Below are 15686 nucleotides of genomic sequence, written 5' to 3' on the forward strand. Positions count from 1 at the left end.
GCCGGTGCGCGGCCCTCCTGCTCGTCCCCGGCCACGACGTCACCGGGGTGCCGGTGCGTGGGTCGCCCCGGCTCACTCCCCGGTGTGGAGGTCCCGCTCCTCGATCAGCATGCCCCCGAGGATCCGCTCGATCGCGGCTCGGCCGTAGAGGGTGGAGTCCTCGAGCGCCTCGTCGTCCGAGCTCGGCACGAAGGAGTCGTCCCATTCTACGCCGCGGTCCTGCGGTGCGGCGGCGGGCTCGGGTGCCTTCCGTCCCGCGGCGATGGCCGCGGCGTGGCGCTCCCGGAAGCTCAGCCGCGCGCTCCGGTCGGCACCGGCGGGAGCGGCCGCCGGGGGAGCCTGCTGCGGGGCGGCGGGGGCCGCGCCCGGAGCCGGGGTCGTGGCCCCCGGTGCGTCCCGGGGCGCGTCCGGGCGCGCGGGGGGCGCCGTGGCGCTGCTCCCGGGTCTGTTGCCGGACCGGTCCCCGGCGCCGTGTCCGTCCTCGGGGGCCTGGCGTGCGGGTGCCGCGGGTCGCCACTGCTCGGGGGGCGCCGCGTCCGGATCGTCGGGATAAGGGGGCTCGTCCGGGTACGGAGGCTCCTCGGGCGGCGGGACGTCGTCGTCCGGCGGGGGGACGTCCCGGTCCCGGGCCCCCGGGGTCTCGCCGGGGAACGCGCGGGCCTCGCGCCCGGCCGTCGCGTGGCCGGGGCGGTGTCCGCGCCGGGGCTCGGCCTGCGGCTCGTCCTGCGGTTCGGCCCGCTGTGCCGGCCGGTGGGCGGGCTGCGGATCGGCGGGCCGCTCCGGCGCCGGTCCCGGCGGCCGGCTCGCGGGCGCCGCCGGGGCCTGCGACGCGGGCTCGGCCGGGGCCTCGGGTGCGGGGCCGCCCTGGGGGATGGCGGCCACGGACCAGCTGTGCACGGGCTCCTGGGCCCAGGCGGGGTCGGCCCGCTCCGGGGGCGTGTCCGTGGCGGGCGTCCCGTGCCCGTCCCACGGGTCCTGGCCGCTGCGGTCCCCGTCCTGCGGCGTCGCGTCCGCGGCCGGCTCCGGGGCGGGTGCCGGCGCGCCGTCCGGGGGCGTGCCGGTGGCGCGGGGCGGGGTCGGCTGCCCCTCGTGGCCGCGCGGGGCCCCCTGCCGGTCCTGGCCCGCCGGACGCCGGTCCGGGTCTCCCGGTGCCCGGTTCTCGGGGGCGCGCCGCTCGGGCCGGTCTCCCTCGCTCTCGGGCCGGGGCTCGTTCCGGCGTCCGGGCGGGCGTGTCGACGGCTCGGGGCCGCGCGGCGTCCCGCCACCGCCCCGGCCGTGTCCACCGCCGCCCGGGGGGACGGCCTCCGCGCGGCAGTCGATGCCGAGGATCTGCTGCACCGCCTGCCGCAGGTCGTCCTCGAACCGCGGGAAGTTCATGAGGTCGCCCTCGGCGTCGAACATGATGCGCAGCACCTTGCCGTCGAAGGACTGCGGGGTCCCTCGCTGGACCGTGAACCAGGCGACCCGGCGGATGTCCGCGAGCGCGTTGACGATCTCCGGCCAGGAGGCGCGCAGCAGGTCGATCTCGTTGCCGCCCGGCTCGCCCGCCCGGGGCGTGTCCTGGCGGGGCGGCTGCCCCGTGGCGGGGGGCTGCCGCGGTGCGGCGGGCTGATCCCGTCCGGTGGACGGCTCCTGTTCCCCGGACCGCTCCTGCCCGTGGTCCTCCCGGGCTAGCGGTCGCTCGGGGGGGCCCGCGGCCCGCTCGGCGCCCTGCGCGGCCGGTTCCCGCGGATCCGTCTCCTGCTGCGGGGGCGTCTGCTGCGCGGGAGCGCCGGGCGCGGTGGCGCCGGGCACGGGCGGGCCCGGCCGCTGCGGTGCGGGGGCGGCCGCGGGCTCGGGGCGCGGGGCGGTCCGGCTCGCGGGCGGAGCGGCAGGAGCGGCCGCGGGCACCTCGGGGGACGGTGCCGGTGCGGCGGCTGGATCGTCCTGGGCGGCGCCCCGGCCGATGCTCAGGCGCCGCTCCAGCCGGTCGACGCGGGCCGTGACCCCGCGCGTGGTGTCCTCCGAGGAGGGCAGGAGGATGCGCGCGCACAGCAGCTCGAGGTGCAGCTGGGGCGAGGTGGCCCCCGTCATCTCGGTGAGGGCCGTGTTCGTGATGTCCGCGGCCCGGGAGAGCTCCGCCGCCCCGAGCTGGGACGCCTGGTTGCGCAGCCGGGCGATCTGGTCCTGGGGCATGCCGTGCAGGATGTTGCCCGCCGACTCCGGGACCGCGTTGACGATGATCAGGTCCCGGAACCGCTCGAGGAGGTCCTCCACGAAGCGGCGCGGGTCCTGGCCCGTCTGCACCACCCGGTCCACCGCGCGGAAGACCGTGGCGCCGTCCCCGGACGCGAAGGCGTCGACCACGTCGTCGAGCAGGGCGCCGTGCGTGTAGCCCAGCAGGGCCACGGCGAGGTCGTAGCCGATGCCCCGCTCGTCGGAGCCGGCCATGAGCTGGTCGAGGACGGACAGGGTGTCGCGGACGGACCCGGCGCCGGCGCGGACCACCAGGGAGAGCACTCCGGGGGCCACCTGCACGCGCTCCTCGGCGCAGAGCTGCTCGAGGTAGTGCATGAGCGGCTCGGTGGGGACCAGGCGGAAGGGGTAGTGGTGGGTGCGGGACCGGATGGTCGTGAGCACCTTGCTCGGCTCGGTGGTCGCGAAGATGAACTTGATGTGCTCCGGCGGCTCCTCGACGATCTTGAGCAGGGCGTTGAAGCCCTCGCGCGTGACCATGTGCGCCTCGTCGATGATGAAGATCTTGTACCGGTCCCGGATGGGCGCGAAGGTGGCGCGCTCGCGCAGGTCGCGGGCGTGGTCGACGCCGCCGTGGCTGGCGGCGTCCATCTCGATCACGTCGAGGGAGCCGGCACCGTCCCGGGCCAGGTCGCGGCAGCTGTCACAACGGCCGCACGGGGTGGCGGTGGGGCCCTCCGCGCAGTTGAGGCAGCGGGCCAGGATGCGGGCGGAGGTGGTCTTGCCGCAGCCGCGCGGGCCGGAGAAGAGGTAGGCGTGACTGACCCTGTCCTTGCGCAGCGCCGTCATCAGCGGCTCGGTCACGTGCTCCTGACCGATGACGTCCTCGAAGGTCTCCGGGCGATAGCGGCGGTACAGGGCGGTAGTCACAGATGACACCTTAGCGACGGAATCCGACAGACGGGCCGGGCGGATCGCCGCTGGGGACGCGGGCCGCCGCGGGGACGAGAAGACCCCTCGCGCACCCGCCAGAGCCCGTTTACCCTTGCTACCTTCCGGTCCTGGGGGAGTTCAACAGGATGACGCCACGCGAGGGGCTGTCCAAGAGTCTAGCGGATGCGGCGGGGCGGGTCGAAACCCGGGGACGGAGCCGCGGATTCGGCATTGCCCGGAGGTTCGGTTATGCTGGACCCCGCATGTTCCGGCGCCGTCAGGCCGCCGTGACGTGCGTGCCTGGAGGATTCGCCTAGCGGCCTATGGCGCACGCCTGGAACGCGTGTTGGGTTCACGCCCTCGGGGGTTCAAATCCCCCATCCTCCGCGTCGACGAGAGCCGCTCCCGCCAGTGGAAACACGGGCGGGAGCGGCTTTTTTCGTGCGTTCTGCGATCGATGGCTGCATCGGCTCTGGCCCCTCCATGCTCAGGCCCGTCCGCACCATGGCCCCGTGGCGGGTGTCCGGCTGCCGCTCGGCCGGCCCATGGCCGGTCGTGCAGCGGAACCATTGCTCCGAGCCCCCGTCCACGGCGCGGGCCTCCATCGGCAGGACGTCCCGGTCGACGGGTGCCGGTCAGGCGGTGGTCATGCTGGTCGCCCCCTCAGAGGACGTCGAGCGTGGTCTCCACGGGCACGGCGTTGGCCAGGGAGTCACGCACGGGCGAGGTGTCCTGGACGTACTGGCAGAGCTCTTCCAGCTGCTGCCGGGTGGCGTTGGGCGAGGAGACCCGTCCGGTGGCGCGGATCCTGGTGAAGCCGGGACGCCGGCCGTCGAGACCGAGGAAGGCGCTCACGTCGAAGTCCCCTTCGATCTCGTACTCCATGTGCTCGATCTCGATCCCCCGGGCCGCGGCGTTGGCCACGAAGCCGACGGCGTAGCAGAACGCGAGACCCTGGAGGAGCAACTCCACGGCGTTGGGGCCCTTGTTGCTGCCCAGCAGCACCGGTGGCTCGTCCCCGTGCAGCACGAACGCGGCCGCACGGCTCTGGTCCTCTGCGCCGGCGTGGGTGAACGTCCCGATCTCACCCACGTTGTAGGTGCCGTCCTGCCACGTGCTCCTGGCACGGAACGTGAAGGATCCCGTTGCAGGATCAGCCTTGACGGCGTCGATCGTCTCGGTCAGCGCCCCGACGTCGATCCCATTGGTCCTGGTCGTGCTGGTCTCCGTCACGACAGTCGCCTCCTCCGGTTGGTGTGTGCCCGACGGCCCCGGACGGACCGTCCACATCCAGCCTAGGAACGCGGCGGGGACTCGGGATCGGTGTCCTCACCCATCTTTGCGTCGACCTCTACCCACTTCCCGGGGCGACATCGTCCTGGGCCTCGCGGCTCTTCAGGCGTGCGACTGCCGCGGTGCGCGAGGGCACCTCGAGCTTGGTCAGGACGTCGGCCACATGGTGCTCCACCGTCCGTCGCGAGATGTGCAGGGCGGAGGCGATCTCCTGGTTGCTCAGGCCTTCCGCGACGAGGTCCAGCACCTCCGCCTGTCGGCCCGTGAGCTGGTCGGGGTGGGAACGGGTCGTGGCATGGGGCCCCCGGGGCACCGGCATCCCCAGCGTCCGCATCCGGTCGCAGACCCGCTTCTCCAACGGGGCGGCGCCCAGGCCCCGGGCGAGGCCGACGGCCTCGGCCAGCGCGCACTCGTCGGCGGTGAGCGAGAGCAGCAGCGCGCGGTCGTAGGACCAGCCCACCGCGCCGAAGGCATCGGCCGCGCTCACCCAGTCCCTGCTCGCCATCGCCGCGTGCGGCGGCGCGGCACCCTCCGGTGCGCGTGGGTCCAGTCCGCACACGGCCGCCCAGGCGGCAGCCCGTCCGCGGCCCCATCCGGTCCCGAGCGGGGCGGGGCCGACGACGCGGGCGACCTCCTCGATCCTGTCCACCGGCAAAGGTTGGCCGCGGAGGAGCGCGCGCTCCACCTGGAGTTCGAGCACCGGCTGGATCCGCTTGAGCTCACCGGTGCGGTCGGCGTCCGAGGCCAGGGTGGTGAGCAGCTCGTCGGCGTCGGTGTCACCGCGCCGCAGGGCGAGCTCGGCCAGCACGGTGCGCGCCTGCAACCCCGTCACCGTGCGGGCCGAGGACGGGGTGCTCCGCAGGCGGGCGCCGGCCAGGCGGGCCGCCCGCGCCCACTCGCCCCGGCGCAGGAGCAGCCATGCCCGGACGGCGTCGAGGTAGGCGGCCATGGCGTCCACCTCGTGCGTCCGCGCGTAGTCGCGTCCGCCTTCGCAGTGGGCCATCGCCTCTTCGGGCCTGACCCACTGGAAGTCGACGTAGGCGAGCGCCGTGCAGGCGAGCACCGCGCTGTGGTGCTGCCCCGAGTGCTCGGCGAGATGCAGGGCGGCGAGGAGGGGAGCGGTGTCATCGGCGTCCAGTTGCATGCGCACGGCGCCCATGCTGGTGAGGGCGCGCGTGCGGACCTCGGTGTCCTCACCGGCGAGATCGACCGCCCGCTCGCCCCACCTCCGGCTCTCCACGGCGTGCCCGGCCAGCATGGCCAGCTCGGCGGACTGTACGTATGCCTGGGCGCGGACCGCCGGGGGATCACCGGGATCGAGTGCCTCGCGAGCCGCCTCCGCGTCCCGCCGGGCGGCCTCCCCGGCACCGTTGAACCAGTGCAGGTGCGCCCGGAATGTCAGGTTGCGGACCAGCGCCTCCCGATCGCCCGGCTGCGTGCGCAGGCCGAGGGCATGGGTGACCGCGGTGAGCGCCTCACCGGTCCGGCCCACCAGGTAGGCGCTGCGCGCCAGCTCTTCCCAGAGCCGTGCCCGGTCTTCCGGGGGGAGCCGATCGGCGAAGTCCGATGCCCGGCGGAAGTGCGCGAAGGCCTCCCGGTGGGACTCCGCCGCGCGCGCCTGCCGCGCGGCGATCAGCGACTGCTCGGCGACGACGTCCGCGGCCCCGGCAGCCTCGGCGTGATGGACGAGATCAGCAGGGTCGGCCCGCACCTCGTGCAGCGCGTGCAGGATCGTGCCGTGCAAGGTCCGGCGTCGTGCCGGGGGCACGCTGGAACGGACAGCGGCCTGGGTCAGGGCGTGCCGGAAGCGTACGTGCCGGGGGTCGCTGGTGAGCAGCTGCCGTCGCTCGGGTTGCTCGGCAGCCAGCGACCACCCGGGCTCCGCGACGTCCAGCACCTCCGTGGCCACCCGGCCCGGGACCATGGAGACCAGCTCGAGCAGCTGCCGGGAGGCGTCCTCCAGCTGGGCGACGCGTCCGAGGACGGCGTCGGCCAGCGAGGGCGGCGGTGGGTCTCCCCGCCCGGCGATCAGCTCCGTGACGAAGAACGGGTTGCCGGCGGAGAGGGCGAAGACGCGTTCGGCGTCCGGGCCGGCCAGCTGGGCCACGGCGGCGGACGAGAGGGGGGCGAGCTCGAGGTGCGCCGAGGTGGTGCCCCGGACCGCGGCGATCGCGGCGCGCAGCGGCTGGCCCGGATCCACCTCGCCCGGGCGGTAGGTCAGGAGGAGCACGGCAGGCATGTCGGCGATGCGGCGGCCGAGGACGACGACGGCATCGACGGTGGCCTGGTCCGCCCAGTGGACGTCCTCGAGCACGAGGACGCTGGGCACGTCGCCGGAGCGCAGGTGCTCCAGGAGCACGGAGGGGAACGCCGCGGGGACGGACGGCTGCCGGAGCGCATCGGCCAGCGGTTGCGGCAGCTCCTCCGCGAAGTCCCGGAAGGCACCCAGCGGCCGCGGCGTCGCGAGGTCGTCGCAGAAGCCGCGCAGGAAACGGGCCCGGCCGGCGACCTCGGCGCCGAAGCGGTCCACGAGGGCGGACTTCCCGATGCCAGGCTCGCCGGTCACCAGCACGACGGAACCGTGGGCGTGGGCAGCGTCCCGCAGGACGGCGTGCAGCGTCCGGAGCTCCTGATCGCGCTCGAGCAGGTCCACCATCGTCACCTCCGCGTGCGGTGTGACCGAGTCGTGCCCTTGCAGTTGCGGGGCGTCGATCCTACCACGAGCCCTCTCGCGGGGCGCCCTGCTCGCCGCGGGCGACGGGTGCGGTCAGGACCCGGCGGGGTGCCTCCTGGCTCGGTGGTGCCGGCGGACGACGACGGCGGCCGCGGCGGCGCCCACCGCCGAAAGGCCCACGACCCACCCGGTGGCCGAGGAGCCCGCGGCCGCGTCCTGCGCCGGAACCCGTGTCACGGTCCCCAGCGAGATGCGCGTGAGCGTCCCGGGGCTCACCTGCTGCCGCCGTGGCAGGAGCTGTTCCCGGAGCACGGGCTCGTGCCGGAGCAGGGCCCCGGAGCCGGGGCGGAGGGCCGCGGTGGTGCCGGGTCCGACGAAGGAGGCGTGCTCCAGGGCGGGCAGCTCCGCCGCGTCCGCGGTCCGGTCCTCCGGCGTGCCGGGGGCCGCCTCCGCGAGGATCTCCTCGGCACCGACCTCATGTGCACGGCCCTCCTCCGCACGGCCCGCACCGGGCTCCGGTGCCGCACGCCCGTCGGCGGCGGGGGAGGGCTGCTCGTCCGACGGCGTGCCGCCTCCACCGGGCGCAGGAGGGGCGTCGGGATCAGGCGCGGCGGTGGAGCCGTCGGCGGGGTCCGTCTCCGGCGGGCCGGCCGGTTCGTCGCCGGCCGGAGGCGGGGCTGACGGCTCCGCCGAGGGGGACCCCGCGGCCGGTGCGGGAGGCGGTGCGGTCTCGGTGGCGTGAGCCGCCCCGGTGGCGGGAGCGAGGAGGAGGAGGGCGGCCAGCGCCAGGGGGCGAAGGGGCATGGGGGTGGTCTCTCCGAGGGGATGAAGACGGAACAGGAGCACATCGTAACGTGACGTCGTTCCACCACCTGCGTTCGCTAATGCAATACCCTGCAGATGTGACGGAACGGGCTGTTCCGCCGCACCCGCAGCTGCCCCCCGGCTGTGCTCCCCCTGTCCTCTAATCCCCCCTAAGAGGTCCCCTTGAAGCTGCCTTCATTCCCCATGCCCTCGTCCGCCCTGCCCGCCGCTCTCCTGGCCGGCGCGATGCTCGCCGGCACGACGGTCGGGGCCACCGCCCCGGCCCACGCCTCGACGACCAACACGGTCCACACCGCCGCCGGCGTCTCCTCGCAGTACCACCTCTACGACGCCGGCGTGGACCGGTCCAAGGCCGTCGGCGTGGTCTTCTACTTCGACGGCGACGGGCAGTACTACGCCCAGCGCCCCACCACGTCGATGCTCAAGACCATGGCCGCCCGGGCCGCGGCCAAGAACATGATCCTCGTGGTGCCGGTGGCCCCCGCCAACCGGTCCTGGACCTCCAACAGCGAGGCGGTCGGGGACTGGTTCCGCGCCCTCGCGGCCAGGATCGTCTCCGAGCAGCGTGTCGACACGACCCGCATCCACCTGGCCGGGTACTCCGGCGGTGCGGAGTTCATCTCCACCGAGGTGCTCTCCGACCGCGCCGGCTGGATCCGGGGCGGCGGGTCGACACTCATCGGCGGCGGCGGCGTCTACAACGGGAGGCTCGAGAGCACTCCCGACGCGGCGCTCAGGGCCACGGACCCGACCTGGTACGTCGGCTCCCTCGACAGCTACGGTGCCACCCAGCCGTCCACGTGGTCCGCGCTGGACGCGGCCGGCAAGGGCTCGGCCGCCTACCAGAGGGCCGGTTTCGCGAACGCGGACCGCGTGGTGATGGCCGGGCTGCACCACACCAACTACGACCTGGCGGACCTGGTCGGCGACGACGTCGACCGCCTCTACTCCGGCACCGGCGCGGCCCCGAAGCCCGAGACCGTCTCGCCCACCGGCAACGACGTCGTCAACGGCTACCAGCTCACCGGCGCGATCGGGCGCACGTGGGCGGCGCTGGGCGGCACCGCGTGGGCCACGCCGGTCAGCGCGGAGTACGCCTCCGGGCACGGCTCCGTCTACCAGCGCTTCGCGGGCGCGGACGGCCGGGACAAGGCCCTCTACTGGTCCCGGGCCACCGGGACCCGGGGGGTCGACTACGGCGGGTCCATCGGCAGGAAGTTCGCGGCGGACGGCTACGCGGGCAGCTACGGCCCGCCGGCGACGAACGAGATGCGCGCCGCCGACGGCGGCGCCTACCAGGTCTTCGACGCGTCCGGGAAGCGGACCAAGATCATGTGGTCCTCACGCACCGGGTCGAACGCCATCAAGGAGTACGGGGCCATCGGCCGGAAGTGGGCGGCGCTGGGCCACGAGCGGGGCCTGGGCTACCCGACCTCGGACGAGTACAGCACCTCGAGCGGCATGGCCCAGAACTACACCGGCGGCCGGATCGAGTGGAACGCCACCACCCGCGCCGTCACCGTGACCCGGAACTGACCTCCGGCACGCGCCGGCGGTCCTCGCAGACCCCTCTGCGGGGACCGCCGGGCGCCGCCGGCTGCGACGGCGAACGTGCCGCCTGCCGCCCCGGCGGTGACTCCCGGCGCGCCGCCGGGCCCGCCCCTAGGATGAACGCATGATCTTCAAGGCCGTGGGGGACTCCCGCCCGTACCCGGACCACGGCCTCGTCACGCCGACCGACTGGTCCGGCGTCCCGCCACGCCAGGTCCGGCTGGACCAGCTGATCACCACGAAGACGACCCTGGACCTGTCGACCCTGCTGGACGCGGACTCCACGTTCTACGGCGACCTCTTCCCGCACGTGGTCCGCTGGGACGGTCACCTCTACCTGGAGGACGGGCTGCACCGGGCGCTGCGCACCGCACTGCACCACCGCACCGTGATGCACGCCCGCGTGCTGGAGCTCGGCCCCGGGCCGGGCGAGCGGGCAGGCACCGGGCGGAGCGCGGTCAGGACGCCGCGCTGAGGGGCGGCCGCTCGGGGGCGAGCGGCACGGGGTGGCCCTCGGCGTCGAACTGCGCCCCCAGGCCCTGCTGGATGAAACGGACGGTGGAGCGGATGTGCTGCTCCCGCGCCACCCGGTCCTGGTCGGAGTTCTGCCCTCGGTCGGCCGCGGCGGTCAGGGACCCGTGCACCAGGGCGGCGAGCTCCGAGATGTCGCCCTCCGGCAGATAGGCCTGGCCGATCGCGTCCCGCAGGATCGCGGCCAGCAGGCCCTGCAGCTCTCCCACGTGCTCGCCCAGCTTCTGGTAGTCCTCGGGGGAGAGGACGGTGCGCATGGTGGGGCCCGGGGGCAGGTGGCGCCGGGTGAGATCCTCGATCTGGGCGCGGATGTAGACGGCGAGCCTGTCGACCGGGTTGGCGACGCCCTCGAGGTCGCGGCGCAGATCGGTCATGAACCGCTCGGTCTCGTCCAGGGCGTAGGCCACGAGCAGCTCGCCCATGTCCGCGAAGTAGTTGTAGACCGCGGTGCGGCCCACACCGGCGTTCTTGGCCACGTGCGTCATGGTCAGGCCGGTGAGGCCCTGCTGGTAGAGGAGCTGGCCGAAGGAGTCGAGGATCGCTCGTTTGGTGTTCTCCCGCTGCGCGGCGTTGGTGGCCGCAGAGATACGAGGCATGATGACACCTTATCTGTCCATGTCACCAAATTGTGCACACTGTGCTGAGCCTTGGTGACGGTATGTCCCACTATGACACCACCGATCCGGGCTGTTGGGCTCCCGTTGGGGAAAAAATAAAGGCAACGTCCAGGTAACGTCGGCCCGGGGATCAGGCGCCGCAGCCCTCCGGTCCGCAGGCCGGCGCGTCGCCGCCCGGTCCCACGAGGGGGTGCGTCTCGGACCACACCTGCTCCAGGGCCTGCTCGAAGGCCTCCGTGGGCTGCGCTCCGGAGATCCCGTAGCGGCCGTCGAGGACGTAGAACGGCACGCCCCGGACCCCGAGCCCCCGGGCCGCCGCCAGGTCCTCCTGGACGGCCCGGTCCAGGGCCGGGTCGGACAGGCCCGCCCGGGCGGCCTCCTCGGGGAGCCCGGCGTCGACGGCGAGGGCGACCAGGGCGTCGTCGTCCCCGATGTCCAGGCCTCGTTCGAAGTGACCCGTGAGCAGGGCCTCCTTCAGACGGGCCGCCACGGAGGCGCCCGCGTCGTCCTCGTCCGCCCTCCGGGCGGCATGCAGCAGCCGGTGGGCCTTGCCGGAGTTGGCCACGACGAGGGCGTCGAAGTCGTACTGCAGCCCCTCCCCGGCCGCCACCGAGGTCACCTTCCCGAGCATCTGCCGCACCTGCGCCGGCTGGAGTCCCTTGACCCGAGCGAGGTACTCGGTCTCCGTGCCGTCCCAGGACCCGGGCAGGGAGGGGTCCAGCTGGTAGCTCCGGTAGGTCACGCTCACCCGGTCCCGGTGCGGGAAGGCCGCGAGGGCCCTGTCGAAGCGGCGCTTGCCGATGAGGCACCAGGGACAGGCGATGTCGGACCAGATGTCGATCTGCAAAGTCATGCCCGCGTCAACTGAATGGCGTCCGGGTCCATTCCGCCGCGTGCGGCCGCGCCGCCCGTCCGAGGACGGACGGGCAGTGCGGGACGGTGGCCGCGTTCAGCGCTCGGCGGCCGAGCCTCCCTGCCAGAGGGAGTCGAACGGGGCGCGCGAGGTGAGGCGGCGCCGGATCCCGGCGGAGACGAAGGCCTTCGCGGTGCGGGCCGCCGCGAGGGGCTCGGCCCCCTTCGCCAGTTCCGCGGCGACCGCGGCCGCGAGCGTGCAGCCCGCCCCGGCCACGGGGACCTCGCCGACCTTGGGCTCGGAGAGCACCTCGAGGGTGGTCCCGTCGTAGAAGACGTCGACGGCGTCGGGACCGGCGAGGCGGACCCCGCCCTTGGCGAGGACCACGGCGCCGGACGTCTCGTGGATCCGCCGGGCGGCCTCCTCGAGCTGCTCGACCGTGCTGATCTCGTCCATGCCGGACAGGGAGAGGGACTCGAAGTGGTTCGGGGTCACGAAGGTGGCCAGCGGGAGGACCTTCGCCTTCAGCGCCTCGTCCGTGTCCAGGGCCGCGCCCGGCTCCTGCCCCTTGCAGATGAGGACCGGGTCGAGGACGAGGTGGCGCGGCGCCAGCGCGGTGAGCACCTCGGCGGTGGTGGCGATGGTCTCGGGGCTGCCCAGCATGCCGATCTTGACGGCGTCGAGGACGTGGGCGGCCGTGATCGCCTCGAGCTGCTCGCGCAGGACGTCCTGCGGCACGGGGAACAGCCGGTGACCCCAGTCCGCGGACGGGTCGAAGGACACGATGCAGGTGAGCGCGAGGGAGCCGAAGACCCCGAGCTCCTGGAAGGTCTTGAGGTCCGCCTGCGCGCCGGCGCCGCCCGTCGCCTCGGAGCCGGCGATCGTCAGGGCGACGGACGGCTGGGCGGCGGGGCCCGCGGCGGCGGGAAGGGGAACGGTGCTGGTCTCGGTCATGGGAGCCATTGTGCGCCCCTGCCCGGTGCCGGGGCCAACCGCCGGGGCTAGACTGTCGGACGGTCTCCGGCCGGCGCGCAGTCCCCGCACGGGACCCGCGGCGTCGGGGAGGGGTCCCCGGGTGGCAGGCGGGCGCCCCGCGTGCCTCCGGCACACCTCACAGATCGAACCACGGCGTCCGCCCCGCGCGGGCCGGCGCCGCGTCAATACAGATTGGTGACCGACCGTGTCCTCCTCCTCCGGCCCGGCCCCCGCCGGGTTCGCCCGCCGTCCCCGCACGCACTTCGACCTCGTCGTGGCCGCGTACTGCGTGATCCTGGTGCTCTCCAACGTCGCCGCGACCAAGGGGGTCGCGTTCGGCCCCGTCATCACCGACGGGGGCTTCTTCCTCTTTCCCCTCGCCTACGTCCTGGGCGACGTCGTGGCGGAGGTCTACGGCTTCCGCTCCGCCCGCCGGGCCATCGTCACGTCGTTCGCCGCGGGGCTGTTCTCCTCGGTCGTGTTCTGGCTCGTCATCGCGCTGCCGCCCGCGGAGTTCTACGATGGCCAGGCGGCCTTCGAGGCCGTCCTCGGCCCCGTCCCGCTCATCGTGGCAGGGTCCCTGCTGGGCTACCTCGCGGGGCAGCTGCTCAACGCCTTCGTGATGGTCCGGATCAAGGCCCGCACCCGGGAGAAGCACCTGTGGGCGCGGCTCATCGGCTCGACCCTGGTGGGCGAGCTCGTGGACACCGTGATCTTCTGCACCGTGGCGGCCCCGGTCATCGGCATCACCACGATGGGCGACTTCCTCAACTACGTGGTCGTGGGCTACGTGTACAAGGTCCTGGTCGAGGTGCTCGTCATGCCGGTGACCTACACCGTGATCGGCTGGCTCAAGCGCCGGGAGCCGACCTACGGCGAGGCGGACCTCGCGGGGGAGCCCCTCGCACCCCTGCGCTGACCGTGCGGGGCCGGCTCCGCCGCCGCCCGGCGGCCGGGGGATTCCCCGGCCGCTCCGGCGGCACGGCTCAGAAGCCGAGATAGGCCAGCTGCGCGCCCACCGAGCTGCGGGCGGCGGGCAGCACGTGCTCCGGGACGTCGGTGTAGATCCGGGCCGTGATCGCCTCGAGCGTCGCGGCGCGGCCCAGGGCCCGCAGCGCCTCCCGCACCTCGGCGAGGCGCTCCATCCGGTGCTCGAGGAGCTCCTCGCACACCGCCTCGACGTCCTCGCGCACGTCCGCGTGCGCCGGGAGCACCAGGGCGTCGCCCAGCACAGCCAGACGCTGGAGCGAACGCAGGTAGTCGCCCAGACTGCCGTCCGGGTGGTCGAGCATCGTGGTCCCCCGCCCCAGGACCGTGTCGCCCGTGAGCACCGAGCCCGTGGCGCGCGCCGGGGGGACGGCGTCCCCGCCCCCGACCGGGCCGTCGTCGGGCAGGTGGAAGCACACGGAGTCGGAGGTGTGCCCGGGGGTGTGCAGCACCCGGATCCGGCACCCGGCGGCCTCGATGGTCTCGCGGTCGGCCAGCGGGGCGGCGCCGCGGCAGAACTCCGGCAGGAAGGCGCGCACGGGCGCGCCGGTGAGCGCGTGGAAGTCGTCGACGGCCTCGGTGTGGTCGGCGTGGCGGTGCGTGATCAGCGTCAGCACGGTCCGCCCCGCCGCGGCCAGGGCGGCGAGGTGGCCGCGGTCGGCCGGACCCGGGTCGACGACGACGACGTCCTGCTGCCCCGGCGCCCCGATCAGCCACGAGTTGGTGCCGTCCAGGGTCATGGGACCCGGGTTGGGCGCGGTCAGCCGCCGGGTCAGTACGGTGGTGCGGGTGCCGGGTTCCTGGGTCATGCGGTACTCCTGGGTCGAGCGGGTCGTGGTAAGAGGCCGGGGGCGGGAGAGACGGCGCGGGGGTGTCGGCTGGGCTCTGGCCGACAGGGTCCGGCAGGGCACGGCACCCGGCTCAGCCCTCGGCCAGCAGGGCCTCGAGCCTGGCGAAGGAGCCGCGCCACGCCGCGGCCGCACCCGGGTGCACCGCGGCGGGCAGAGGCCCCTGCGTGAGCACCAGGAGGGTGCCCCCGTCCCCGGTGGCGACGAACTCGGTGCGCGTCAGCACGTGGCTGGGGGTGGGCTCGCCGTCCGGTCCGGGCAGCGCCTCGCGGCCCTCGAGCAGGACGTCCGGCTCGACCCGCAGATAGGTGCCGTGCACCGGGGAGACCAGGGCGGGGTCCGCGTCGTGGACCATGCGGAAGCGCTGCCGTCCCCCGGGCCTGACCTCGAGCAGCACCGACTCCCGGGACACGCTCCAGCCGGGCGGGCCGAACCAGGCGGCGAGCCGGGCCGGCTCGGTGAACGCGGCGAAGACCGCGGCCGGGGGGTGTGCGAGGGCGTGGGAGACGGAGAAGACCTCCGCCGGGTCCAGATCGGTGACGTCCATGCCTCCCATTGTCCCCGGTCGCTCTCGGCCCCCACGACAGCGGTCGGTACAGTGGCGCACGTGAGCACCGAACCTGCGCGGGATCCGGGGTCCCGCGAGCCCGGCACGCGGTCGGCCTGGGTCACCGCGCTCAAGGGCGGGGCGCTCCTGGCGCTGCTGGCCGTGACCGTCTGGTACCTCATCGGCCACGAGCTGCCCACCGTGGACGAGATCCGGTCCTTCGTCGAGGACTTCGGCGCGTGGGGCCCCCTCGTGTTCGCGGCGGTGTTCGTTCTCGTGGCGGCCACACCGGTGCCGGTGACGATCATGGCCGTGTCCGGGGGGTTCCTCTTCGGCATGGCCCAGGGCAGCGTGGTCGGGGTCGTCGCCACCACGCTCGGAGCCTGGCTGGGATACTGGCTCGCCCGTTTCCTCGGCCGCGACGCCCTGTACCGGCTCGCGGGCAACCGGGTCGAGGTGGTGGAGCGCAAGCTCGTCGGCAAGGGCTTCCTCACGGTGCTCGTGCTCCGGCCCGTCGTGCCCAACTGGACCCTCAGCTACGGGGCCGGACTCGTGCGCATCCCGCAGCGCGACTACCTCGGCGCCACCCTGCTGGGCGGGATGCCGGGACAGGTGAGCTTCGCCGCCGTGGGGGCCTTCACGTCCCGGCCGTCGTGGCCGGCCCTGGCGGTGGTCGCCGCCTCCTGGGCGGTCGTGGTGGTCGTGGGAGTGCTCGCCTGGCGGCGGTCCCGGCAGGACCCCGGGCACGACTCCCGGCGCGCGCCCGACGCCGACGGCGTCGGGAGCACCGAGTAGGCGCCACCGGACCCCGGGCACGGCGACGCCCGGCCCTCGGAGCGAGGACCGGGCGGCTGCCGCTCGGTGCGGCCGCGCGGTG

13 protein-coding genes, 1 tRNA gene and 1 other RNA gene are annotated in these 15686 nt (G+C 74.5%); 5 read left to right on the top strand and 10 right to left on the bottom strand.

Annotated elements, in window-relative coordinates:
* Positions 1-72: 72 nt before the first annotated feature.
* Both ACH9D2_RS13660 and ffs read right to left on the bottom strand, forming a co-directional pair.
* Entirely contained in the window at positions 73-3105 is a 3033-nt protein-coding gene (locus ACH9D2_RS13660; protein WP_396363354.1) for a DNA polymerase III subunit gamma and tau, read from the bottom strand.
* Positions 3106-3180: 75 nt separating this feature from the next.
* An RNA gene (gene ffs, locus ACH9D2_RS13665) (signal recognition particle sRNA small type) lies at positions 3181-3277 on the bottom strand.
* Positions 3278-3410: 133 nt separating this feature from the next.
* On the opposite strand from ffs, the gene ACH9D2_RS13670 reads away from it, so the two are divergent.
* A tRNA-Ser gene (locus ACH9D2_RS13670) sits at positions 3411-3495 on the top strand.
* A 276-nt stretch (positions 3496-3771) separates the two neighbouring features.
* On the opposite strand, the gene ACH9D2_RS13675 is transcribed toward ACH9D2_RS13670, so the two are convergent.
* The 3 genes from ACH9D2_RS13675 to ACH9D2_RS13685 form a co-directional block, all read right to left on the bottom strand.
* Complete coding sequence (locus tag ACH9D2_RS13675) at positions 3772-4341, bottom strand: OsmC family protein (RefSeq protein ID WP_396363355.1); 570 nt, start codon at positions 4339-4341, stop codon at positions 3772-3774.
* A gap of 118 nt (positions 4342-4459) precedes the next feature.
* On the bottom strand, positions 4460-7057 hold the full coding sequence (locus ACH9D2_RS13680) for an AAA family ATPase (protein ID WP_396363356.1): 2598 nt from the start codon (positions 7055-7057) through the stop codon (positions 4460-4462).
* 111 nt (positions 7058-7168) lie between these two features.
* A complete protein-coding gene (locus tag ACH9D2_RS13685) occupies positions 7169-7879 on the bottom strand; it encodes a hypothetical protein (protein WP_396363357.1) in 711 nt (236 codons plus the stop codon).
* Positions 7880-8083: 204 nt separating this feature from the next.
* Between ACH9D2_RS13685 and ACH9D2_RS13690 the strand changes: the two genes are divergently transcribed.
* Positions 8084-9436, top strand: coding sequence for a hypothetical protein (locus ACH9D2_RS13690; RefSeq protein ID WP_396363358.1), 1353 nt, complete (start codon positions 8084-8086; stop codon positions 9434-9436).
* 139 nt (positions 9437-9575) lie between these two features.
* Positions 9576-9926, top strand: a complete 351-nt coding sequence (locus tag ACH9D2_RS13695) for a type II toxin-antitoxin system VapB family antitoxin (RefSeq protein WP_396363359.1) — start codon at positions 9576-9578, stop codon at positions 9924-9926.
* On the opposite strand, the gene ACH9D2_RS13700 is transcribed toward ACH9D2_RS13695, so the two are convergent.
* The 3 genes from ACH9D2_RS13700 to ACH9D2_RS13710 all read right to left on the bottom strand — a co-directional run bounded on the left by ACH9D2_RS13700 (position 9910) and on the right by ACH9D2_RS13710 (position 12406).
* Positions 9910-10578: a TetR/AcrR family transcriptional regulator gene (locus ACH9D2_RS13700; protein WP_396363360.1), complete on the bottom strand. Its 669-nt coding sequence runs from the start codon at positions 10576-10578 to the stop codon at positions 9910-9912. The genes ACH9D2_RS13695 and ACH9D2_RS13700 overlap by 17 nt on opposite strands.
* A 151-nt stretch (positions 10579-10729) precedes the next feature.
* The gene (locus ACH9D2_RS13705) at positions 10730-11452 is read right to left on the bottom strand and encodes a DsbA family protein (protein ID WP_396363361.1); all 723 of its coding nucleotides are present in this window, start codon (positions 11450-11452) and stop codon (positions 10730-10732) included.
* Between the two features lie 96 nt (positions 11453-11548).
* The gene (locus tag ACH9D2_RS13710; RefSeq protein ID WP_396363362.1) at positions 11549-12406 is read right to left on the bottom strand and encodes a hydroxymethylpyrimidine/phosphomethylpyrimidine kinase; all 858 of its coding nucleotides are present in this window, start codon (positions 12404-12406) and stop codon (positions 11549-11551) included.
* Positions 12407-12632: 226 nt separating this feature from the next.
* On the opposite strand from ACH9D2_RS13710, the gene ACH9D2_RS13715 reads away from it, so the two are divergent.
* Positions 12633-13346, top strand: a complete 714-nt coding sequence (locus ACH9D2_RS13715) for a queuosine precursor transporter (protein WP_396363363.1) — start codon at positions 12633-12635, stop codon at positions 13344-13346.
* A 67-nt stretch (positions 13347-13413) separates the two neighbouring features.
* On the opposite strand, the gene ACH9D2_RS13720 is transcribed toward ACH9D2_RS13715, so the two are convergent.
* Positions 13414-14223 (bottom strand): MBL fold metallo-hydrolase, encoded by an 810-nt coding sequence (locus ACH9D2_RS13720; protein ID WP_396363364.1) that lies wholly within the window; start codon positions 14221-14223, stop codon positions 13414-13416.
* 112 nt (positions 14224-14335) lie between these two features.
* A complete protein-coding gene (locus ACH9D2_RS13725) occupies positions 14336-14809 on the bottom strand; it encodes an SRPBCC domain-containing protein (protein ID WP_396363365.1) in 474 nt (157 codons plus the stop codon).
* 60 nt (positions 14810-14869) lie between these two features.
* Here ACH9D2_RS13725 and ACH9D2_RS13730 point away from each other — a divergent pair, with 60 nt between their 5' ends.
* Entirely contained in the window at positions 14870-15604 is a 735-nt protein-coding gene (locus tag ACH9D2_RS13730; RefSeq protein WP_396363366.1) for a TVP38/TMEM64 family protein, read from the top strand.
* Positions 15605-15686: the final 82 nt, after the last annotated feature.

The sequence above is a fragment of the Kocuria rhizosphaericola genome (assembly GCF_044462205.1).
GTDB classification, from domain to species: Bacteria; Actinomycetota; Actinomycetes; order Actinomycetales; family Micrococcaceae; genus Kocuria; species Kocuria rhizosphaericola.